The 20,376-nt window shown below is 62.8% G+C and carries 18 protein-coding genes and 1 pseudogene; 8 read left to right on the top strand and 11 right to left on the bottom strand.

What is annotated here, in order from left to right; all coding sequences use genetic code 11:
* Positions 1 to 2,019, bottom strand: coding sequence for a thioredoxin domain-containing protein (locus PCJ21_RS19820; RefSeq protein ID WP_269933167.1), 2,019 nt, complete (start codon positions 2,017 to 2,019; stop codon positions 1 to 3).
* Positions 2,020 to 2,083: 64 nt separating this feature from the next.
* Between PCJ21_RS19820 and mnmE the strand changes: the two genes are divergently transcribed.
* The 5 genes from mnmE to PCJ21_RS19795 all read left to right on the top strand — a co-directional run bounded on the left by mnmE (position 2,084) and on the right by PCJ21_RS19795 (position 7,832).
* On the top strand, positions 2,084 to 3,400 hold the full coding sequence (mnmE, locus tag PCJ21_RS19815; protein ID WP_269933166.1) for a tRNA uridine-5-carboxymethylaminomethyl(34) synthesis GTPase MnmE: 1,317 nt from the start codon (positions 2,084 to 2,086) through the stop codon (positions 3,398 to 3,400).
* Positions 3,401 to 3,578: 178 nt separating this feature from the next.
* Positions 3,579 to 5,447: a tRNA uridine-5-carboxymethylaminomethyl(34) synthesis enzyme MnmG gene (gene mnmG / locus PCJ21_RS19810; protein ID WP_269933165.1), complete on the top strand. Its 1,869-nt coding sequence runs from the start codon at positions 3,579 to 3,581 to the stop codon at positions 5,445 to 5,447.
* Positions 5,444 to 6,076 (top strand): 16S rRNA (guanine(527)-N(7))-methyltransferase RsmG, encoded by a 633-nt coding sequence (gene rsmG, locus PCJ21_RS19805; protein WP_269933164.1) that lies wholly within the window; start codon positions 5,444 to 5,446, stop codon positions 6,074 to 6,076. Before mnmG ends, rsmG begins: the two co-directional genes overlap by 4 nt.
* 40 nt (positions 6,077 to 6,116) lie before the next feature.
* Complete coding sequence (locus PCJ21_RS19800) at positions 6,117 to 6,914, top strand: ParA family protein (protein WP_269933299.1); 798 nt, start codon at positions 6,117 to 6,119, stop codon at positions 6,912 to 6,914.
* Between the two features lie 33 nt (positions 6,915 to 6,947).
* Positions 6,948 to 7,832, top strand: coding sequence for a ParB/RepB/Spo0J family partition protein (locus tag PCJ21_RS19795; protein ID WP_269933163.1), 885 nt, complete (start codon positions 6,948 to 6,950; stop codon positions 7,830 to 7,832).
* Positions 7,833 to 7,887: 55 nt separating this feature from the next.
* On the opposite strand, the gene holA is transcribed toward PCJ21_RS19795, so the two are convergent.
* From holA to ccoN, 9 genes are all read right to left on the bottom strand, one after another.
* A complete protein-coding gene (holA, locus tag PCJ21_RS19790) occupies positions 7,888 to 8,934 on the bottom strand; it encodes a DNA polymerase III subunit delta (protein ID WP_269933162.1) in 1,047 nt (348 codons plus the stop codon).
* A 55-nt stretch (positions 8,935 to 8,989) separates the two neighbouring features.
* Complete coding sequence (gene ccoS, locus PCJ21_RS19785) at positions 8,990 to 9,130, bottom strand: cbb3-type cytochrome oxidase assembly protein CcoS (RefSeq protein WP_269933161.1); 141 nt, start codon at positions 9,128 to 9,130, stop codon at positions 8,990 to 8,992.
* Positions 9,127 to 11,412, bottom strand: coding sequence for a cation-translocating P-type ATPase (locus PCJ21_RS19780; RefSeq protein WP_269933160.1), 2,286 nt, complete (start codon positions 11,410 to 11,412; stop codon positions 9,127 to 9,129). Before PCJ21_RS19780 ends, ccoS begins: the two co-directional genes overlap by 4 nt.
* Positions 11,409 to 11,897 (bottom strand): FixH family protein, encoded by a 489-nt coding sequence (locus tag PCJ21_RS19775; protein ID WP_269933159.1) that lies wholly within the window; start codon positions 11,895 to 11,897, stop codon positions 11,409 to 11,411. The genes PCJ21_RS19780 and PCJ21_RS19775 overlap by 4 nt, the downstream gene beginning before the upstream one ends.
* Entirely contained in the window at positions 11,894 to 13,447 is a 1,554-nt protein-coding gene (gene ccoG / locus PCJ21_RS19770) for a cytochrome c oxidase accessory protein CcoG (protein ID WP_269933158.1), read from the bottom strand. Before ccoG ends, PCJ21_RS19775 begins: the two co-directional genes overlap by 4 nt.
* 172 nt (positions 13,448 to 13,619) lie before the next feature.
* Positions 13,620 to 14,483 (bottom strand): cytochrome-c oxidase, cbb3-type subunit III, encoded by an 864-nt coding sequence (gene ccoP / locus PCJ21_RS19765; RefSeq protein ID WP_269933157.1) that lies wholly within the window; start codon positions 14,481 to 14,483, stop codon positions 13,620 to 13,622.
* A 3-nt stretch (positions 14,484 to 14,486) separates the two neighbouring features.
* A complete protein-coding gene (locus PCJ21_RS19760) occupies positions 14,487 to 14,636 on the bottom strand; it encodes a cbb3-type cytochrome oxidase subunit 3 (RefSeq protein ID WP_269933156.1) in 150 nt (49 codons plus the stop codon).
* A 10-nt stretch (positions 14,637 to 14,646) separates the two neighbouring features.
* Complete coding sequence (ccoO, locus tag PCJ21_RS19755; protein WP_269933155.1) at positions 14,647 to 15,378, bottom strand: cytochrome-c oxidase, cbb3-type subunit II; 732 nt, start codon at positions 15,376 to 15,378, stop codon at positions 14,647 to 14,649.
* Positions 15,379 to 15,388: 10 nt separating this feature from the next.
* Positions 15,389 to 17,005 (bottom strand): cytochrome-c oxidase, cbb3-type subunit I, encoded by a 1,617-nt coding sequence (gene ccoN, locus PCJ21_RS19750; RefSeq protein WP_269933154.1) that lies wholly within the window; start codon positions 17,003 to 17,005, stop codon positions 15,389 to 15,391.
* Positions 17,006 to 17,155: 150 nt separating this feature from the next.
* Between ccoN and PCJ21_RS19745 the strand changes: the two genes are divergently transcribed.
* The gene (locus tag PCJ21_RS19745) at positions 17,156 to 17,635 is read left to right on the top strand and encodes a hemerythrin domain-containing protein (protein WP_269933153.1); all 480 of its coding nucleotides are present in this window, start codon (positions 17,156 to 17,158) and stop codon (positions 17,633 to 17,635) included.
* Here the strand turns inward: PCJ21_RS19745 and PCJ21_RS19740 are convergent.
* The gene (locus tag PCJ21_RS19740) at positions 17,632 to 18,357 is read right to left on the bottom strand and encodes a Crp/Fnr family transcriptional regulator (protein ID WP_269933152.1); all 726 of its coding nucleotides are present in this window, start codon (positions 18,355 to 18,357) and stop codon (positions 17,632 to 17,634) included. The genes PCJ21_RS19745 and PCJ21_RS19740 overlap by 4 nt on opposite strands.
* Before the next feature lie 148 nt (positions 18,358 to 18,505).
* Between PCJ21_RS19740 and hemN the strand changes: the two genes are divergently transcribed.
* Positions 18,506 to 19,858 (top strand): oxygen-independent coproporphyrinogen III oxidase, encoded by a 1,353-nt coding sequence (gene hemN / locus PCJ21_RS19735; protein ID WP_269933151.1) that lies wholly within the window; start codon positions 18,506 to 18,508, stop codon positions 19,856 to 19,858.
* Positions 19,859 to 19,935: 77 nt separating this feature from the next.
* Positions 19,936 to 20,376 (top strand): annotated as a pseudogene (locus tag PCJ21_RS19730) (UDP-glucose 6-dehydrogenase); the annotation flags it as partial.

The following is a 20,376-nucleotide window of genomic DNA, read 5'->3' as shown; positions in this document are numbered from 1 at the left end:
TCAGCGACGCCTGAGAGCTTTTTCGAGTTCGAGCGGTTCGCGGATCATCGGCAGACAAATGAGGCCGGTGCACAGGTATGCACCGGCCTTTCTTGTGTCCGGAAGGATCTCATCGGGTAGTTTCGCAAGTTGCGCGTCGGAATTCAGGGCGACGACGATGTCGACGCGGCGTGGGTCCGGATTTCGATTCGCAACCGAAACAAGCCCAGGTAGAGCGGGGTCTTCGACAATGATGAGTTTAGAAGGCTCCAGCGCCAGCATGGTTGCGTTGATGATGCCCGCTTGGCCGTATTTCTGGCTCTCGATGCGGCCTACTGCGTGTTCGGCAATGGTCCAGGCTCGCTGCTGCAGGGCGATATCGCCCGTGACGTTGGCGAGGCGAACGACTGCCTCGATGATTTGACTGGTGGCGGACGGAATTGCCTCGTCGACATCGCCGCGAATCCGCATCGGCACATCGCGGCTGTCGGAGGCGGTCAGATAGTGAGCGGTCTTGCCGGCGTCGGAATGCCAGTCGTCGAGCATCTTCAGAAAATGCGCGCCATGTTCGAGATATCGGGCCTCGCCTGTCGCTTCGAAGAGCGCGACTGACGCATTGATCATGGCGGCGTAGTCGCTGGAGAGGGCAGGGTAGAGCTGCCTATCGCCGAGAGCCGAGTGCGCCAGCCGTCCATCCGGCGTCGAGCCGGCCAAGATGGCCGCAAATGCGGCCGCGGCGGCTTCGATCCAGTCCTGATGTTGCAGGCTGCGACCCGCTTCGGCGAGCGCGACGATCGCCAAGCCATTCCAATCCGTCAATGCCTTGTCGTCGCGCCCGGGCCGGACGCGGCTTTCTCGGGCGGCCAGCAGTAGCGAGGTTAGGCCGGCGATCATTTCGGGCTGCCCGGCGGCCAATTCCGCCTGGGCAACTGTTTGATGGACCACCGGATCGCCTTCCCAGTTGTCCGGCTTGGTCAAGCTGAAGTACTTGAAGAACAATTCTGAATCGTTGCCGAGCGCACTGCGGATGGCCTCGTCGGTCCAGGTGTAGAACCGGCCTTCCTCACCCTCGCTGTCGGCATCCAGGCTGGAGGCAAAGGTACCTTCGGGAAGACGCATTTCCCGAAGCAGCCAGGCAACGGTGTCTTCGATTCGTATCCGAAACAAATCGTTGGCTGTTGATGCGTAGGCCCAGTTTGCGTGCCGGACGAGTTGTGCGTTGTCGTAAAGCATCTTCTCGAAATGCGGGACCAGCCACTGGGCATCTGTCGAATATCGGGCCAGGCCGCCTCCGACATGGTCGTAAATGCCGCCAGACAGCATGTGTTGCAGGCTAGCGGTGACAGCGTCGTGGTGATTTGTGTTGCCGGAGCGAAGCCAGGAAAGCCAAAGCGCCTGCATGAAGGGTGCGTTGGGGAACTTCGGTGCGCCCCTGAGTCCGCCCAGTTGCTGGTCGATCATGTCGTCGATGCCGGACGCCAGCATCCGCCCGGCTTCGGTCGACAGCATCCCGGGCAAGCTGGTCGCGCCGAGGCGCTGGCTGACATGCTCAGCCAGTTCGCCGGCGCTCTGCAGGATGCTGGCGCGTTTTCCGCGCCAGGCAGCATCGACAGCCTTGAGAACCTGGACGAAACCGGGCCGTCCGTAACGCGCGTCGGGCGGAAAATATGTCCCGCCCCAGAAGGGCCTGGCGTCAGGCGTCAGAAACATGGTCAGCGGCCAGCCGCCTTGCTCGCCCATGCTGGCCAAGGCCGCCATGTAAATCTGGTCGATGTCGGGGCGTTCTTCGCGGTCCACCTTGATATTGACGAACAGCTCGTTCATCACCCCGGCAATCTCCGGGTTTTCGAAGCTCTCATGAGCCATGACATGGCACCAGTGGCAGGCGGCGTAGCCGACGGACAGCAATATGGGGCGGTCCAGTCGGCGAGCTTCGGCCAGAGCTTCGGGCGACCAGGGGCGCCAGTGAACCGGGTTGTCGCCGTGCTGGCGGAGATATGGGCTGCCTTCGTCGCGAAGCAGGTTTTCTTGCGGAAGCATGCGCGGTCAGCCTGAATGAGTGATACTTGGCCCGTACGTTAGGGCGCTTCCGAGAGACCGGCAAATGCTATTCACCGATTCCATCGTCGCACTGTCCAGCGGACACCTGCCGTCAGGGGTGGCGATCATCCGCATTTCGGGGCCGCATGTTCGATTCGCTATCGAAACAATCCTGGGAAAGTTACCGAAAGCACGGCTCGCGCATTACGGAGCGTTGCATCGCCAGTCAGGCGAGCTGCTCGATCACGGGCTGACTCTGTTTTTTCCCGGGCCGAGCAGTTTCACAGGCGAAGACTGTGGCGAGTTCCACGTTCATGGCGGTCGTGCGGTGGTCGCCGCGCTTCTTGCGGAACTCACCCGCATACCTGGCCTGCGCCACGCCGAGCCGGGTGAATTCACGCGACGGGCCTTTCTCAATGGCAAGATGGACCTCCTCGCGGCGGAGGCCCTGGCCGACCTGATCAATGCTGAAACCGAAGCGCAGCGTCAATTTGCGGTGCTCAACTCAAGCGGCGCGCAGAGTGAACTCTACAGCGCCTGGCGGCGCAGGCTCATTCATGCGCGAGCAATGATCGAAGCCGAAATGGACTTCGCTGACGAGGCCGATGTTCCGAGCTCCGTTTCAGGGCAGGTTTGGCGCGACATATCGCTTCTGGTTGGCGAGATGAAGCAACACCTAGGTGGCTATCACAAGGCAGAGATGATCCGCGACGGCTATGACGTGGTCATACTGGGTGCGCCAAATGCGGGAAAGTCCAGTCTGCTGAACGCATTGCTGCAGCGGGAAGCAGCCATTGTGACCGACGAGCCCGGTACAACCCGTGACCTGGTCGAAGCCGTATTGGAGCTCGACGGCTTGAAGGTGAGAATTACCGACACGGCCGGCCTGCGGGAACCTTCGGGCAAGGTCGAAGCGATCGGCGTCGATCGCGCGAAGCAGAGAGCTCAGCGGGCGGACCTCGTCCTGCACTTGGAAGACATGTCCACTTCTGCTGCCGACATCGAACTGCCGACTTCTGTTCATGCCATCCACATCGGAAACAAGCTCGATCGAGCCGCTGCGCAACAAGCACCCAAAAGATACGATCTCTGTATATCGACGGCCACCGGCGAGAACATCGGCAGCTTGCTTCAGATGATCGGTGCAGCCGCATTTCAAGCCGCCGGGACAAAAGGCGAGATATTGCCTTCGCGGCTCAGGCATGTCGAACTGTTGGCCGAGGGATTGCGACATCTTGAAGGCTCGCTTGCCAATCAACCCTTGGAGTTGAGGTCCGAAGAACTTCGTCTGGCGACAGACCGAATCGGCCGGTTGTCAGGGGCAGTGGACGTAGAAGACCTTTTGGACGTCATCTTTTCCCAATTCTGCATCGGCAAATGATTCACGTGAAACACAAGGGGCTGCGACGTCTGCAGCGCGCAATGATTCACGTGAAACACTGAAAATTTCGCTTGCGCTACGTACAAGTTGTTTCACGTGAAACCACCACCTGGGCGATTCCCTTGACATCGGCTGATGATAGGGACATCTGTCCCGGCATCTGTTCCTGGAGAGAGTCATGAGCGAAAGCTACGACGTTGTCGTGGTCGGCGGAGGGCATGCCGGCTGTGAAGCCGCATCTGCCGCTGCCCGCGCTGGCGCCAAGACGGCGCTGGTAACGCTTCATCGCGACACAATAGGCACGATGTCGTGCAACCCGGCGATTGGCGGTCTGGGAAAAGGCCACCTGGTGCGCGAGATCGACGCCATGGATGGCCTGATGGGGCGCGTTGCCGACGCTGCCGGCATCCAGTTCCGCTTGCTCAATCGCCGCAAGGGTCCGGCTGTGCGCGGTCCAAGAACCCAGGCGGACCGCAAGCTCTATCGGTACGCCATGCAGCAGGCGATAGCGGAGCAGCAAGATCTCGACGTCGTCGAAGGCGAAGCCTTTGATTTCGTTCTCAGAGAGGGCCGGGTCAACGCGGTTGTACTGGCCGACGGCAGGCAGCTCGGCTGCCGCGCGGTCGTGCTTACGACAGGAACATTTCTGCGCGGCCTGATCCACATCGGCGAGCGCAAATTCCCGGCCGGGCGGATGAATGAGCAGGCTTCTCTCGGTCTCTCCGGGACACTGGACAGGGCAGGGTTTGTTCTCGGTCGGCTCAAGACGGGCACGCCGGCCCGGCTTGATGGGCAGACCATCGATTGGGCGTCGCTGGAAAGCCAGGCGGCCGACGATGAACCGACGCCGTTTTCGCTTCTGACGGACAAGATCCGCAATCCCCAGATAGAATGCGGCATTACCCGCACGACCGAGACGACGCATCGGATCATCAGGGACAATCTCCACCGTTCGGCGATGTATTCCGGGTCTATCGAGGGAATCGGGCCCCGCTATTGCCCGTCGATCGAAGACAAGATCGTCAAGTTCGGTGATCGCGAAGGCCACCAGATATTCCTCGAGCCGGAGGGGCTGGATGATCCAACTGTCTACCCCAACGGGATATCGACTTCGCTGCCGGAAGACGTGCAGCTCGACATTCTCAAGTCTATTCCGGGTCTGGAAAAGGCGGTGATGCTGCAGCCGGGCTATGCCATCGAATATGACCACATCGATCCGCGTGAGCTCGAACCGACGCTTGAAACCAAGCGCGTCCGCGGCCTTTTCCTCGCCGGCCAGATCAATGGCACGACCGGTTATGAGGAGGCCGGCGCGCAAGGGCTCCTCGCCGGCATCAATGCGGCACGCCTGGCGGGTGGGCTCGATGCGTTCATCCTCAGCCGCAGCCAGGCCTATATAGGCGTGATGGTCGACGACCTGACCAGCCGCGGTATCACTGAGCCTTACCGGATGTTCACGTCGCGGGCGGAGTTCAGGCTGTCGCTCCGCGCCGACAATGCCGACGAACGCCTGACCCCGGTCGCCGGCTCCTTGGGACTCATTTCGGCTGAGCGGCAGCGGCGGTTTGGAGATATGCAGTCGAAGATAGATGCGGCCCGCGAGATGACTAAGGGACAGAGCCTTTCGCCAAATGAGGCGCGTCGCCATGGCATCGAAGTCAATCTCGATGGCATCAAGCGTTCGCTCTATGAATTGCTGGCTTATCCCGACGTTACCCTTGCAGATCTTGCCAAAGTTGAGCCGCGGCTGCAGTTCATTGACAGAAAAACCGCCGAAGCACTTGAAACAGAATCAAAATATGCTGTCTATCTCGATCGGCAGAAGTCAGACGCCGCGTTGATGCTCAAGGAAGAAGAGAGAGTCATTCCAGAAACTCTTGATTTTGAATCGGTTCCAGGATTGTCAAACGAATTGCGACAGAAGATGCGGCAGCGCAGGCCGCGGTCCTTGGCCGAAGCGCAGCGTATTGACGGCATGACACCAGCTGCGCTGGCGATCATTCTTGCGCATGTACGCAACGCCGAAGTACGAAAGGGCGCCGCTTGAAACGAGATGCCTATGCCCGGTTGCAAGAAGTTGCAGGTCCCGTTTCACGTGAAACATACGAAAAGCTGATCGCCTTCGAAACCGTGTTCCGCAGATGGGCGCAGCGTATCAATCTGGTCGCTCCTTCGACGTTGGTTGACGCCTGGGAGCGCCACATCCTGGATAGCGCACAGGTCACAAAGCTAGGTGGAGCAGCCCAAAAATGGCTCGACATCGGTTCGGGCGGCGGTTTTCCGGGACTTGTCATTGCCTCGATGATCGCCGAACGGTCCGGCGCGACCATCGATCTGGTCGAGAGCAATCGCAAGAAGGCCGGGTTTTTGCAGGCTGTGGTTGGTGAACTCAAGCTGCCGGCGAGGGTGCATGCAAAGCGGATCGAGGATGTGCAAAAGGCAATCTCCGGACCGGATATCCTGAGTGCGCGCGCCTTGGCGCCGTTGCCGCTGCTGCTCGAACTGTCGGCACCCTGGCTTGCGTCCGGGACAGTTGCGCTTTTCCACAAAGGCCGGGATTACCGGCAGGAAATCGAAGATAGCGCTCATCAGTGGCGATTCGATCTGGTAGAACATCCCAGCCTGACCGACGCGCAGGGAGTCATCCTCGAGATTCGAAACCTGCGCCGCATCTGACCGCGGCGTTTGTTACGAGACGGAAATGAGCAGTCGATCCATGAAGACCACGCCAAGAATCATCACTGTTGCCAATCAAAAGGGCGGCGTCGGCAAGACGACCACCGCGATCAACCTGGCAACCGCGCTCGCGGCAATCGGCGAACGCGTCCTGATCATCGATCTCGACCCCCAGGGCAACGCCAGTACCGGCCTGGGCATCGACCGCAAGGATCGCAGTGTCTCGTCCTATGACGTGCTGACCGGTGAGCTCGAGATCGAGCAAGCCGCCATGGAAACGGCGGTGCCGGGCCTCTGGCTCATTCCATCGACGCTCGATCTGCTTGGAATCGAAATGGAAATCGCTTCGGCCCCGGATCGGGTGCTGAAGCTGCGCAATGCGCTGCGCGCGGCCAGCCAGAGGTCGGCAGCGTACAGCTATGTGCTCATCGATTGCCCTCCGTCGCTCAATCTCCTGACGCTGAACTCGATGGCAGCCGCGGACTCGGTTCTCGTGCCGCTGCAATGCGAGTTCTTTGCTCTCGAGGGGTTAAGCCAGCTTCTTGAGACGGTGGATCAGGTGCGCAGGTCGATCAATTCCGACCTGACCATCCAGGGCATCGTTCTGACGATGTTCGACGGCCGCAACAATCTGGCGAACCAGGTGGTCGAGGATGTACGCGCCCACATGGGCGAAAAGGTCTACGATACAGTGATCCCGCGCAATGTGCGCATTTCCGAGGCGCCGTCCTATGGCAAACCGGCGATCCTCTATGATCTCAAGTGTTCGGGCAGCCAGGCCTATTTGCAGCTCGCGTCGGAGGTCATCCGTCGCGAACGTAAACTTCGTGCCGCCTGAATCGATTCGGACTCGTAACAACCTGGAAGAAACATGAACGAAGACCTCTCCAGAAAGCGCCTCGGGCGAGGCCTCGCAGCCCTCATCGGCGAAATGGACAAGCCGGCGGAATCGGAAAAGCCCGCCGTTCTGGCCGACGGTCGGGTGCCGATCGAGTTTGTCACCCCCAATCCACGCAACCCGCGCAGGAACTTCGCCGAGGCAGACCTTGCCGACCTTGCCCAGTCGATCCGCGAGCACGGGCTGGTCCAGCCCGTTGTCGTGCGCCCCGCGCTGCAGGCCGGCCGCTATGAGATCATCGCCGGCGAACGTCGCTGGCGTGCGGCGCAGCGCGCCGGCGTCAACGAGATTCCTGTCATCGTACGCGACGTCAACGACCGCACCGCGCTCGAACTTGCGATCATCGAAAACGTCCAGCGCGCCGATCTCAACGCCATCGAAGAGGCGCTGGGCTATCAGCAACTGATCGACGACCATAGCTACACGCAGGCCGATCTCGGCCAGGTCATCGGCAAGAGCCGCAGCCATGTGGCCAACACGCTGCGCCTTCTGAAGCTGCCCGACGTCGTGCGCGACATGCTTATCAATGGCGATCTGTCGGCGGGCCATGCGCGTGCGCTGATCACCGCCGCGGATCCGGCCGGGCTTGCCAAGCGGATCGTCGAGGAAGGTCTGTCCGTGCGCCAGGCCGAGGCGTTGGCGCAGATGCCTGCCGATGCTGTGGCTGAGTCGAATTCGTCACGCCCGCTCGAGAAGGATCCTGACACGATCGCGCTGGAGAAGCTCCTGACGGATGTGATCGGCATGAAGATCTCCATCGCCCACAAGGAAAAGGGCGGCGGCGAACTGCGTGTCGCCTATCGCTCGCTGGAGCAGCTCGACGATCTGTGCCGTCGCCTGAAAAGCGAAGGTATCTGATTGATTCGTAAAGGACTTTAGAGAAGCCCCGGTTCATCGCCGGGGCTTCTTGCGTTCAGCGACGGGCGTTGACCCGGGCGCCTTCGACGGCGATGCCGAGCAATGCCTGGCGTGCCAGGGCGACTGCGAGGTCGGGGCGACGGCGCGTCTGCAGCGTTGTCGACTGCAGGCGTGCCAGGGCGCGCATCAGCGCGTCGGCGGACCAGCCGGAAAGGGCGCGCTCGACTGCCCGCTTGCGTGAAAAGAATACCGGAGGCCGCGCGCTGGCAATCACGGCAGAGGCGTTCCTGTTGCCGCTTTCCATGTCGCCGCGCATCAGGTGCAAATTGTGCAGGTGTCTGGTCGCCGCTGCGAGCAACTGGGCAGCCTGGCTACCATTCTGGCATTGCTTGGTGAATGCCGTGTCGAATTCGGCGATATTGCCGCCCATTGCCGCATCTATGGCGTCGTCGAGCGACAGTGCCGAAACGTCGCCGATCATTGCCTTGACGTCTTCGAGCGAGATCTCGCCGCCGCCCATGGCATAGAGCGTCAGTTTCTGAATTTCACCGCGCGTCGCCAGGCGGTCGCCACCAAGGCTGCGACGCAGCGCGTTGCGGGCGTCCATGGCCATCGTCAGGTTGGCCGCGCGGAGTTCGTCGTCGATGATGCTCTCGAGATCGCGGGCCTCGTCGGCGTAACAGGGCAAGGCCATGCCCGAAAACGCCGCCTCCACCGTCGAACGCAGCGGCGATCCCTTCTTGAGGTCCTGGGCCTCTATCAGGATGATCGCATCGCGCGGCGGGTCGGCTGCCAGCGCCTTGACGTCGTCGGCCAGGCTCTTCTGGGCGGCGGCGTTGCGCACCCAGATCAGCCGGCGGGCGGCAAACATCGGCACCGTTCGGGCTTCGTCGACGAGACGGCCGCTGTCGCGCTCGATGTCGCCGGCATCGAGCTTGACCACCGAAAATGGGTCGTCGAGCGGCAGTCCGGTCTTTGTGGCGAAGGCTGCGGCGCGCTCGGAAACCAGACCACGGTCAGGGCCATAGATCAGCACGATCACTGCCTCGCTTGCGGGGCGGGTGAGCCAGGAGTCGACTTCGTGAGCTTTCTTTTGCGCCATGCCGCCCTGTTAGCATACAGGCCCGGGCCGATGCAGCGATTTTTGCCGCCTCAGCTTAGCCGTCGTCGTTGAGGATGCGTTCGGCGGCGCCGTCCATGTCCTCGTATTGGCCGCTTTTCAGCGACCACAGGAACGCCGCTAGCCCGAGCCCGCCAAGGAAGAGCGCGATGGGCAGAAGAAGCAGAAGGCCGGTCATGACGCCATCGCCTCCTTGGTCGGGAACACCTTGGTGGTCGGCTTGGCTGCCTCGGATTCGCATGCCGAACGGCGTGATTTGCCGGTGCCGAGCCGCAGACCGTTGGCGATCACGATAACCGAAGACAGCGACATGGCCAAAGCGGCGACAAGCGGGGTCACGAAACCGAGCAGGGCGATGGGCACCGCGATGGCATTGTAGACCACTGCCAGGACCAGGTTCTGCCTGATGAGGCGGTTGGCCTCGCGGGAGGTGTCGAGGGTCAGCGGAATGGCGGCCAGGCTTTCGCGCAGGAAGACGAAATCAGCGGCGCTGCGGCCGATGTCGGCGGCGCTTGCCGGCGCCATGGAAACATGTGCCGCTGCGAGCGCGGGGGCGTCGTTGAGGCCGTCGCCGACCATCAGAACCCTGCGCCCCTCGGCCTTCAGGGCGTCAAGGCGCTCGACCTTGCCGCTGGGCAGGACGCCCGCCGAGATTCGTGAAATTCCGAGCGCCGAAGCGACGGCAGCGACGGCGTCGGACCGGTCGCCGGACACGATCTCGACGGCTATCTGCCTGTCGTGCAACTCGGCAATCGCCGCCGCAGCGCCGGCGCGCAGCCGGTCCTCGAACGAGAATGCCGCCAGCTTTTCGCCGTTGCAGGAGAGAACCGTGCCGACAATGGAACCGGCCTCCGCCAAGGCCCAGGCGGCGCGGCCCAGGCGGTAGACGTTGTCGCCGATCGCCGCCTCGAGTCCGAAACCCGGAACCTCCTGCACCGCGTCGAACGACCATTCGGCGGCAGATTTGCCGTCCTGCGTCTCGGCAAGGGCACGCGAGATCGGATGTCGCGAATGAAGCGCAATCGCGGCCGCGAGCGCCAGGTCCCTTGCGGATATCTCGTTGGAATTGACGAGCCTGGGCATTCCGAGTGTCAGGGTGCCTGTCTTGTCGAAAACCACGGTGTCGATCTCGGCCAGCCGCTCCATGGCGGAGCCGTCCTTGACCATGATGCCGTTTTCGAAAAGTCGCCGCGCAGCCGCGACCTGGACGATCGGGACGGCCAGCCCCAGCGCGCAGGGACAGGTGATGATCAGCACCGCAACGGCGATGGTGAGGGCGCGATGAAAATCGCCGGCGGCGATCATCCAGCCAATGAAGGCAAGAAACGCTGTCAGGTGAACCACCGGGGCATATAGCGCCGAAGCGCGGTCGGCGATGCGACGGTAGCCGCCGCGGCCGCTCTCAGCGGCCTCCATCAGGCGCATCATTTCGGCCAGGAACGAGTCCTGGGCCTTGGCGGTGGCCTCGATGGTCAGCGGGCCGGTCAGGTTGAGGGTGCCGGCGCGCAATTCGGCGCCGGGTTCGACTGCGACCGGGTCGCTTTCGCCCGAGACGATGGCGCAGTCGAGATCGGAGCGGCCTTTCAGCACCCTGGCGTCGACCGGAACGCGCTCGCCTGCTGAAAGCATGATGTTCATGCCCGGTTCGATGTCGCCGACCGGCAGGTAGGTGCTGGTGCCGTCACCGTGGAGGATCGTTGCGCCGCGCGCGGCAAACCGGGCGAGGCCCTTCACCGCAACGCGGGCGCGTTCGCGCATGATATGGTCGAGCGTGCGGCCGATCAGCAGGAAGAACAACAAGGAGGCGGAGGCGTCGAAATAGGCGTGCGGGCCGTGCGTCGCCGTCTCATAGAGGCTCATGCCGTAGGCGAGCAGCACGCCGATCGAGATCGGCACGTCCATGTTGGTGCGGCCGTTGCGCAGGGCGCCCCATGCGGACCGGAAGAAGATGCGGCCGGAATAGGCGAGGGCAGGCAGCGCGATCAAGGCCGAGAGCCAGTGAAACAGGTCGCGTGTCGCAGCCTCCGCACCGGACCAGACCGACACCGAAAGCAACATGATGTTGCCGGCGGCAAAGCCGGCTATGCCGAGGCCACGAATAAGCTCGGCAAGGGTCTCGTCCTTCTCGTCGGCACCCTGTTCGAACAGGTGGCTTTCATAGCCAAGCTGCCCCAACGCCTCGGTGATGGGCGGCGCGCCGGCGTTCTCGCGCCAGCGAACGGAGACCCGCTTGGTCGAGAGGTTGACGCGGGCGTATTCGACGCCGTCGAGATTGCCGAGCGTGGATTCGATGTTGGCGATGCATGCACCGCAATGAACGCCGGGAACCGCCAGATCCGTCTGCCTGACGCCATTGGGGAGCACGCGGCTGGACAGCGTGAGCTCCTCCCGCGAAGGCCCCTTGGCGAGAGATGCCGGCAGGTTCGAGACTGCGTCGACGTCGGGCAGGCAGCAGCTCATTTCAGCGTTCCGTTGCTCACGACGATGCGCCGCGCCTGATGATAGACCTGGCCGCTGTCGAGCCTGGCTTCCGTGTTGACGATCCAGATGCCGTCGCGAATGGCGGCCTTGGTGGCGAAGGCGCCGTCCGCGGTGCGCTCGAGCGTTGCTTGCCAGTCCTCGGCCTCATAGGCCGGGCGGCGGAACGAGGCGCTGACATTGGCGACGGGAATGGCCGCCCCCGAGGCATCGACGAGAGTGTAGCGGATCTCGCCATTGGCGATGGCCAGCTCGTCCTTCCAGCCCAGCGCCGCCTGCGCCCGGGATTCGGCGATGCGTTCGTTGCTGGCGACGTAGGTGTTTTGCACCACAAGCCCGGTCCAGCTGGTGTTGGCGTAGGTGGCCATGATCAGGTTGACGGTGATGATCGTGCCGAAGAAGGCGCAGACGATAGCCAGCATGTGCCAGCCGGTGAATTGCCTGGGCCGCATAGAGCGAGCGTTCATTTGCCTGCCTCCGGAGCGTTGAAGTTTGCCACATAGGTGCCGGTTTCTGAACCACCCATGTCCTTGATGACGAATTCGAAGGTCCCGCCCTCCTTGATCTGGTCCAGCGGCTGGCTGACATAGACCCTGATCGTCTTGAGCTTGTCCGGTTCAACTTCGACAGACATGACTCGGCCTGGAGCCTCGTCGACGCCAACGATCGTCATGGTGGCGCCTGGCAGCCCTGCGATGCTGAGCTGGATGTTGCGCGGTTCGGGAACCATGTTGAGCAGCTTGACCGTGTAGCCATTGCGGATCGAACCGTCAGCCAGGCGAACGTACTGCGGGTTGCGGTCGTGCAGGACGTTGATGTCGAGCCGGTCACGGCTGAGCAGGGCGACCAGCAGGGCAACGCCGATCAGGCTCCAGGCACCAGCATAGATGAAAGTACGAAGGCGGAAGATCCGGCTGAGGCGGAAATGCGCGATGCCGGGGTTCAGCTTGCCGTTCTCGCGCGCTCGCTTCGGCTCGATCTTGCCGGTCGCCGGGTCGGTGGCGATCGCCATGTTCGACTGGTAGTCGGCCAAGGTGGCATAGGAGATCAGGCCGCGTTCCTTGCCGATCTTGTCCATCACGCTGTCGCAGGCATCGATGCAGAGCGCGCAGGTGATGCATTCGAGTTGCTGCCCATCGCGGATGTCGATACCCATGGGGCAAACGGCGACGCAGGCGTTGCAGTCGACGCAATCGCCAACCGACAAGCCTTCGGCGGCGGCCTTCTTGGCGTGGCGCGAACGCGGCTCACCGCGCCAGTCGTTGTAGGTGACGGTCAGCGAGTTTTCGTCGAGCATCGCAGCCTGGATGCGCGGCCACGGGCACATGTAGGTGCAGACCTGCTCGCGCATCAATCCGCCGAAGACATAGGTCGTGGCGGCGAGGACGGCGACGGTGATGTAGGCCACGGCGGCGGCCTGTCCGGTGACGAAGTCAACGAGCAGGGTCGGCGCGTCGGCGAAATAGAAGATCCAGGCGCCGCCGGTGGCGACAGCTATGGCGACCCAGATCGCGTGCTTGCAGATGTGTTTGGCGAGCTTGCTTGCCGACCACGGCGCGGTTTCGAGCTTGATGCGGGCGTTGCGGTCGCCTTCAATGGCGCGCTCGACGACCAGGAACAGGTCGACCCACACCGTCTGCGGGCAGGTGTAGCCGCACCAGGCGCGGCCGACAGTCGAGGTAACAAGAAACAGGCCGATGCCGGCCATGACGAGCAGGCCGGCGACATAGAAGAATTCCTGCGGCCAGATCTCGATCGGGAAGAAGTAGAACCGCCGGTTGGCGATATCGAGCAGCACGGCCTGGTCGGGTGCGTAGGGGCCGCGGTCCCAGCGAATCCACGGCGTCAGGTAGTAGATACCGAGCGTGACCGCCATGATCAGCCACTTGAACTGGCGGAAGCGGCCGGAAGCGCGCTTGGGAAAGATCTTCTTGCGTGCGGCATACAGCGGCTGCCGGGTCTTGGCAGAATTGACCGCCTCGACGTCGAGCCTCTCCACTTCTCTTTCGTCAAGCATTGGTCGTCTCCTGCTGAAAGCTGCCGGATGAGCTCGGCACTGCTTCCTCCCTTGTGCCTTCCGCAGCGCATTCCGGCCTTGACTCAAGTCAAAGCCGGTAACGCACAAGGAGGCCCGGCATGGTTGCCGAGCCTCTCTTCGCCATCAGCCGTCGCCTTGCGGCGAAGGATGGCTACTCGCCGCCGCCGAGCGAATGGACGAAGATGGCAAGTTCCTTGACCTGTACGTCGCCAAGGCGGGCGCCCCAGGCGGGCATGACGCCGTGCTTCGGTTGCCTGATCTGACGGGCGATCGCGGCCTGTCCTTCACCGTAGAGCGTGATGGCGTCGGTCAGATCAGGCGCGCCCAGTTCCTTGTTGCCCTTGGCGTCGTCTCCGTGACAGGCAACGCAATTGTCGGCAAACACCTTGGCGCCAGCGCCAACAAGGTCGGGCGTATCGGGCGTGCCGGACAGGCTGACGACATAGGCGGCAACCTCGTTGATCTGCTGCGGCTCGAGGATATCGGCGAAAGCCGGCATTTCCGAGATGTGGGTTTCCTCGTCGCCGGGGAAGCGAATACCATGCGCGATGGTCTTGTAGATCTGGGCGATGTTGCCACCCCACAGCCATTCGTCGTCGTTCAGGTTCGGAAAGCCTGGCGATCCCTGCGCGCCCGAGCCGTGGCACTGCACGCAGTTGACCTTGAACGCCGCTGAACCGGCAGCAGTCGCAAACTGGCGCAGGTATGGGTCGGCCATGATCTGGTCGAGGCTGTCGGACCGGATCGCCTCGAGATAGGCGCTCTTGTTGCCATGGGCGAGGGCGAGCTCGGAGCTGACGTCGGCGCGGCTGGAAAAGCCCAGCACACCCGACGTCGCGCTGGTAATCATTGGCCATGCCGGGTAGGCGATGGTGTATGCCGCGGACCAAACGATGGTCGCGTAGAACGTCCAGAGCCACCAGCGCGGCATCGGATTGTTGAGCTCGCGGATGCCATCCCATTCATGTCCGGTGGTTTCGACGCCAGACAATTCGTCGATATGTTTTTCGCTCACAGATCAATCCTCCTTGAGCGGAATTTGGGCTGCCCGTTCGGCCGCCTCGCGGCTGCCGGGGCGGAGCGCGAACAGCACCGCGCCAATGAAGAAGATCATCATCGCCAGCAGACCCCAGCTGTCGGCGAAATGCCTCAAGGTGTTGTAGTCCATGGCTATTCTCCTAGCGGTATCCGGCGGCGGCGTCGTAGGTCGAGAAGTCGACCAGCGTACCGAGCATCTGCAGATAGGCGACCAGCGCGTCCATTTCGGAAATGACTGCCGGGTTGCCGTCGAAATCGCCGATCTTGGCCTTGGGATAACGGGCGAGCACGCCCGACGCGTCGGCGTTCGGGTCGGCCTGCGCCTTGAGGTCGGCGACCGCGTTTTCGACCATCTCGTCGGAGTAGGGCACCCCGACGCGCCGGTTGGCGATCAGGTCGTAGCTGATGTCCTTCACCGCAAGCGGCGTCTCCATCAGGAAGGAGTAGCTGGGCATGATCGATTCCGGCACGACCGAGCGCGGCTCGATGAGATGCTGGACGTGCCATTCGTTGGAATAGCGGTCGCCGACGCGGGCGAGGTCGGGGCCCGTCCGCTTCGATCCCCACTGGAACGAGTGGTCGTACATCGATTCCGCGGCCAGGCTGTAGTGCCCATAGCGCTCCACCTCGTCGCGGAACGGGCGGATCATCTGGCTGTGGCAGGTGTAACAGCCTTCGCGGACGTAGATGTTGCGTCCCGCCAGTTCGAGCGGCGAGTAGGGTCGCATGCCTTCGACCTTCTCGATGGTGTTCTCGAGATAGAACAGCGGCGCGATCTCGACGATGCCGCCGATGCTGACCACGACAAGCGAGCCAACCAGAAGGAGCGTCGCGTTCTTCTCGATAATCTTGTGTTTGTCGAGCAATGCCATGTCTGGCTCCTTACTGCGCGGGCTGGAGTGCCGGGGCGGCGCCTGGCATAGGCACCTCCTCGCGCACCTTGCCGCGAATGGTCATGTAGACGTTCCAGGCCATGACCAGAGCACCGGCGAGGTACATCAGGCCGCCCACCGTGCGCAGCACGTAATAGGGCATCATGGCCGCGACGCTTTCGACGAACGAATAGACCAGGAAGCCCTGTTCGTCGTATTCGCGCCACATCAGGCCCTGGGTGATGCCGGCGACCCACATGACCGCCGCGTAGACGACGATGCCAAGCGTGGCGAGCCAGAAGTGCCAGGTCACGAGACGCAGCGAGTAGAGGCGCTCACGGCCCCACAGGCGCGGCACCAGGAAGTAGATGGCGCCGAAGGTGATCATGCCGTTCCAGCCCAGCGCACCGGAATGCACGTGGCCGATGGTCCACTCGGTGTAGTGGCTGAGCGAGTTGACCGCCTTGATCGACATCATCGGGCCTTCGAAGGTCGACATGCCGTAGAAGGCGATGGCGACGACCATCATGCGGATGATCGGATCGGTGCGGATCTTGTCCCATGCGCCTGATAGCGTCATCAGGCCGTTGATCATGCCGCCCCAGCTGGGCATCCACAGCATGATCGAGAACACCATGCCGAGCGTTTGCGCCCAGTCGGGCAGGGCGGTGTAGTGCAGGTGGTGCGGACCGGCCCAGATATAGAGGAAGATCAGCGACCAGAAATGGATGATCGACAGGCGATAGGAATAGACCGGTCGGTTCGCCTGCTTGGGCACGAAGTAATACATCATGCCGAGGAAGCCGGCGGTCAGGAAGAAGCCAACGGCGTTGTGGCCGTACCACCATTGCGTCAGCGCATCCTGAACGCCCGCGAAGAGCGAGTAGCTCTTAGCGCCGAGGAACGACGCCGGCACGGCCAGGTTGTTGACCACGTGCAACATCGCGATGGTTATGATGAAGGCGAGATAGAACCAGTTCGCCACATAGATATGCGGCTCCTTGCGCTTCAGGATCGTGCCCATGAAGACGACAAGATAGGCGACCCAGACAACCGTCAGGAACAGGTCGACATACCATTCGGGCTCGGCATATTCGCGGCTCTGGGTGCTGCCGAGCAGATAGCCGGTGGCCGCCATGATGATGAAGAGCTGGTAGCCCCAGAACACGTACCAGGCGAGATTGCCGCCGAAGAGGCGCGCCCGCGACGTGCGCTGCACCACGTACAACGAAGTGGCGATCAGGGCGTTGCCGCCGAAAGCGAAGATCACCGCCGAGGTGTGAAGCGGCCGGACGCGGCCGAAGTTGAACCATGGCTCGATGTTGAGGTCGGGGAAGGCTAGCTGCGCCGCAATGACCACGCCGACAAGAAAGCCGACGACCCCCCAAAAGACAGTGGCGACGACGCCGTAGCGTATCGGTCCGTCCATGTATGCGTTCTTGTCCTCGGCGAGGATGTCGACCGGCGCATAGCTGGATGTGCGCATCAAGGTGATTGCGCCTGCGATCAGCGCGAAGAACAGCACCCACATATGGGCGCCGAACAGATTGTCCTGCGCGAAGGCCGCGCCCAGCAAGGCGACAAATGCCGCCGCTGCCAGCAGGATGATTTCGAATCCGTATTTCATGAATTATCCCCGACGATAACGGAACGCCAAAGCTTCGCATCGACGTCAGTTGGCACACATCAAATACAATTACATTGCGCGCCTTGATCTGGATCAAGGTCACGGGGGGCAGGACGCCCCAGCCTTGGTCGAAATCACAACAGGGCGAGAATGACCGCGTTTTTCGACAATCGGGCTGAACAGGACGCCACCGCAATTCCTGTCATGCGGCGCTTGCACGCGGTCAGGCTTGCTCTTTGCGACAGGCTGGAGGCGATAGCCGATTCATTGCCGAACGACCTGGACCGGCGCGAATGTCTGGTGTCGGCGCGGGCCCTCGGGCCACGGTTCTTCAGTATCCACCGCTTCGAGGAGCAGCGCATCTTTCCGCTGTTTTGCGCTCGACTGGGCCATTCCGAGGAAGCCCAGGCGATTGTCGAGCGGCTGAAGAACGAACACGTCGAGGACGAAGGCTATGCCACCGAGCTGCGTGAAGCGCTGCGAACTGTTGCGCGCGCCGGGCGCGCCGAAAATTCGGAGACGCTGGGCTTCATGCTGCGCGGCTTTTTCGGGGCTGTCCGCCGGCACGTCGCATTCGAGCAGGACCATATGCTGGCAGTGCTTGGCAACGAGACCGAGCTGGAAGCCTAGACGTTGGCGCGTCGTTCGAGCTTGGCGATATCGAAGACGGTGACGTGACGGTTGCTCTCGACCGAGATCAGCCCGTCCTTGCGCAGCTTGGTCAGCTGGCGGCTGACGGTCTCGATGGTCAGGCCGAGGAAATCGGCGATGTCTGCCCGCGTCAACGGAAGGTCGAAGCTGATCTCGCCTTCGGTTTCGGCCTCCGGGTCGCCATGGCGGGCAATCAGGTGGAGAAACGACGCGACACGTTCGGCGGCGGTCTTGCGGCCCAGTGTCAGCATCCAGTCGCGGGCCTCGTCCAGCTCGTTGAGCGCCTGGACGTGCAGGCGATGGCCGAGTTCCGGCGCCTGTTCGATCATGCGATCGAGCGACTTCTTTGGGAAGGCGCAGACATGGACAGGGGTCGCGGCCTCGGCGGTGATCGAGCTCTCATGCTTGAACGGGCGGCCGAGGAAGTCGGGCGCGAATTGCAGGCCGACGATCTGCTGGCGGCCGTCGGCCATGGTCTTGGTCAGCTTGACCACGCCGGCGAGCACATTGGCGTAGCTGTCGACGGTGTCGGCGTCGGACACCAGTACCGTGCTCGGGTCGACCTTGCGCTTGGTGGTGTGCCGGCTGAGTTCGACCAGCTGGCCGGGCGTCAAGGCGCCACAGACCCCGCGATGACGCGCTTCGCAGGAGCGGCACAGCACCGGTATTTCAGAGTTGTGAATGTCCTGGCGGGAGCTCATCGCATGATCCGTCGTGTCTTTTGCCCAATCTAGGGGCCAAGCCTCTGAATAGATACGTGTCATTGTGTCCGCGTCGGCCGCTGTTGATCCAGGTCAAGGCGGAGGCGCGCCGTTGCCTCCACCTTTGTCCCGACCGATGGAGACGATGATGGACGCCAAACTAGTCGCGAAATACGCCGCACCGGTGCCTCGCTACACCAGCTATCCCACCGCGCCGCACTTCAACGGCGATGTTTCGGCTGCGACCTACAGCGACTGGCTTGGCGCCTTGCACAAGGGAGCGAGCGTGTCGCTCTACGTCCACATTCCCTATTGCGACCGGCTGTGCTGGTTCTGCGCCTGCCATACCAAGCAGACCCGCCAGTACGATCCGGTGGCGCGGTACCTGAGCGCGCTCAATGTCGAGATCGACACGGTCGCAGAGCTGACCGGCAAACGGCTGAACGTCACAGCACTGCATTTCGGCGGCGGCTCGCCGACCCTCTTGAGTGCCGGGCACATCCGTGAGCTGGGGCAAAGGCTGCGCGACCGGTTCAACTTCGCCGCTGCCGCCGAGATCAGCGTCGAGATGGACCCCAACGACATGGATGAAGCGCGCTTCGACGCGTTGGCGGCCATTGGCATGACCAGGGCAAGCCTCGGCGTGCAGGACTTCGACGCTAGGGTGCAGCAGACCATCAACCGCGAGCAGACCTTCGAGCAGACCAGGGCGGTGGTCGACGGCGTGCGCTTGCGCGGGGTCGGTTCGGTCAATCTCGACATGCTCTACGGGCTGCCGCACCAGACGGAGGACAGCATCGCGGCGACGACGGAGCAGGTGCTGTCACTCAGGCCCGACCGCATCGCGCTGTTCGGCTATGCCCATGTGCCGTGGATGAAGAAGCATCAGACGATGATCGACGACGCGCTTCTGCCCAACGCCGAAGCGCGGCTGGTACAGGCCGAGCTGGCGTCGCGGCTGATCCTGAAGGCCGGCTACCAGTCCATCGGCATGGACCACTTTGCCTTGCCGACGGACAGCCTGGCGGTTGCGGCGCGGTCGGGCAGGCTGCGCCGCAATTTCCAAGGCTACACCACGGATCAGGCCGATGCATTGATCGGCCTTGGCGCTTCGTCGATCGGGCTGCTGCCGCAGGGATTTGTCCAGAACATGCCGGCGACCGGCGAATACGAGCGCCGGGTGCTTTCAGGCGGCCTGGCCACCGTGCGCGGCATCGTGCTTGCCGACGCCGACCGCATGCGCTCTTGGGTGATCGAGCGGCTGATGTGCGAGTTCGCCTTTTCGCGCAGCGAGCTGCTGGCGCTGTTCGGCGAGGCCGCCGCGCGCCAGGTCATCGCCGAAGCCGAGATGTTCGTCGCCCAGGACCGCGACGGCATCTTCGTGCGCGCCGGCAACCGCTTTGTCGTCACCCAGCGCGGCAAGCCGTTCGTGCGCTCCATCGCCGCCGTCTTCGACGCCTATCTGGGGCAGGGCGCGGCGCGTCACTCCATCGCCGTATGAGACCGCCAGCATTGGTGTGCGCGAAAAATTCCTGTATCTAGCCGCACAATGCGTCGTGGCAATCGGGAATAGACCGGATGAAGCTTACGGTATTTGGGATTGGCTATGTCGGCCTTGTGCAGGCGGCGGTGCTGGCGGAGGTCGGGCATGACGTTGTCTGCGTCGATGTCGACGCGGCCAAGGTGGAGCGGCTGAACCAGGGCTTCATCCCGATCTTCGAGCCGGGGCTGGAGGCCTTGGTGCGCGACAACCACGGCGCCGGCCGCATCGTCTTCACGACGGACGCCTCGCTGGCCGTGGCGCATGGCGAGATCCAGATGATCGCCGTCGGCACGCCGCAGGGCGAGGACGGCTCGGCCGACCTCAAATATGTGCTGTCGGTGGCCTCGGCCATCGGCCGCGAGATGGCCGGGCCGAAGATCGTCGTCACCAAGTCGACCGTGCCGGTCGGCACCGCCGACAAGGTCAAGGCGGCGATAGCGGCCGAGCTGGCGCGGAGGGAGCGCGAGGACCTTGCC

The organism is Aminobacter sp. HY435, from assembly GCF_027568395.1.
Classification (GTDB): Bacteria; Pseudomonadota; Alphaproteobacteria; order Rhizobiales; family Rhizobiaceae; genus Aminobacter.
The sequence above is the reverse complement of the archived record's forward strand: the minus strand, read 5'-3'. Positions and strand labels throughout refer to the sequence as shown.

What these genes read in the sequence shown, in the direction of transcription:
- PCJ21_RS19800 (WP_269933299.1), top strand. Translation starts at nt 6,117, where the DNA reads ATGAAGACCACGCCAAGAATCATCACTGTTGCCAATCAAAAGGGCGGC.
- PCJ21_RS19780 (WP_269933160.1), bottom strand. Translation starts at nt 11,412, where the DNA reads ATGAGCTGCTGCCTGCCCGACGTCGACGCAGTCTCGAACCTGCCGGCA.
- ccoS (WP_269933161.1), bottom strand. Translation starts at nt 9,130, where the DNA reads ATGACCGGCCTTCTGCTTCTTCTGCCCATCGCGCTCTTCCTTGGCGGG.
- ccoN (WP_269933154.1), bottom strand. Translation starts at nt 17,005, where the DNA reads ATGAAATACGGATTCGAAATCATCCTGCTGGCAGCGGCGGCATTTGTC.
- PCJ21_RS19745 (WP_269933153.1), top strand. Translation starts at nt 17,156, where the DNA reads ATGACCGCGTTTTTCGACAATCGGGCTGAACAGGACGCCACCGCAATT.
- mnmE (WP_269933166.1), top strand. Translation starts at nt 2,084, where the DNA reads ATGCTATTCACCGATTCCATCGTCGCACTGTCCAGCGGACACCTGCCG.
- holA (WP_269933162.1), bottom strand. Translation starts at nt 8,934, where the DNA reads ATGGCGCAAAAGAAAGCTCACGAAGTCGACTCCTGGCTCACCCGCCCC.
- PCJ21_RS19740 (WP_269933152.1), bottom strand. Translation starts at nt 18,357, where the DNA reads ATGAGCTCCCGCCAGGACATTCACAACTCTGAAATACCGGTGCTGTGC.
- PCJ21_RS19820 (WP_269933167.1), bottom strand. Translation starts at nt 2,019, where the DNA reads ATGCTTCCGCAAGAAAACCTGCTTCGCGACGAAGGCAGCCCATATCTC.
- hemN (WP_269933151.1), top strand. Translation starts at nt 18,506, where the DNA reads ATGGACGCCAAACTAGTCGCGAAATACGCCGCACCGGTGCCTCGCTAC.
- ccoO (WP_269933155.1), bottom strand. Translation starts at nt 15,378, where the DNA reads ATGGCATTGCTCGACAAACACAAGATTATCGAGAAGAACGCGACGCTC.
- PCJ21_RS19795 (WP_269933163.1), top strand. Translation starts at nt 6,948, where the DNA reads ATGAACGAAGACCTCTCCAGAAAGCGCCTCGGGCGAGGCCTCGCAGCC.
- PCJ21_RS19775 (WP_269933159.1), bottom strand. Translation starts at nt 11,897, where the DNA reads ATGAACGCTCGCTCTATGCGGCCCAGGCAATTCACCGGCTGGCACATG.
- mnmG (WP_269933165.1), top strand. Translation starts at nt 3,579, where the DNA reads ATGAGCGAAAGCTACGACGTTGTCGTGGTCGGCGGAGGGCATGCCGGC.
- ccoG (WP_269933158.1), bottom strand. Translation starts at nt 13,447, where the DNA reads ATGCTTGACGAAAGAGAAGTGGAGAGGCTCGACGTCGAGGCGGTCAAT.
- PCJ21_RS19760 (WP_269933156.1), bottom strand. Translation starts at nt 14,636, where the DNA reads ATGGACTACAACACCTTGAGGCATTTCGCCGACAGCTGGGGTCTGCTG.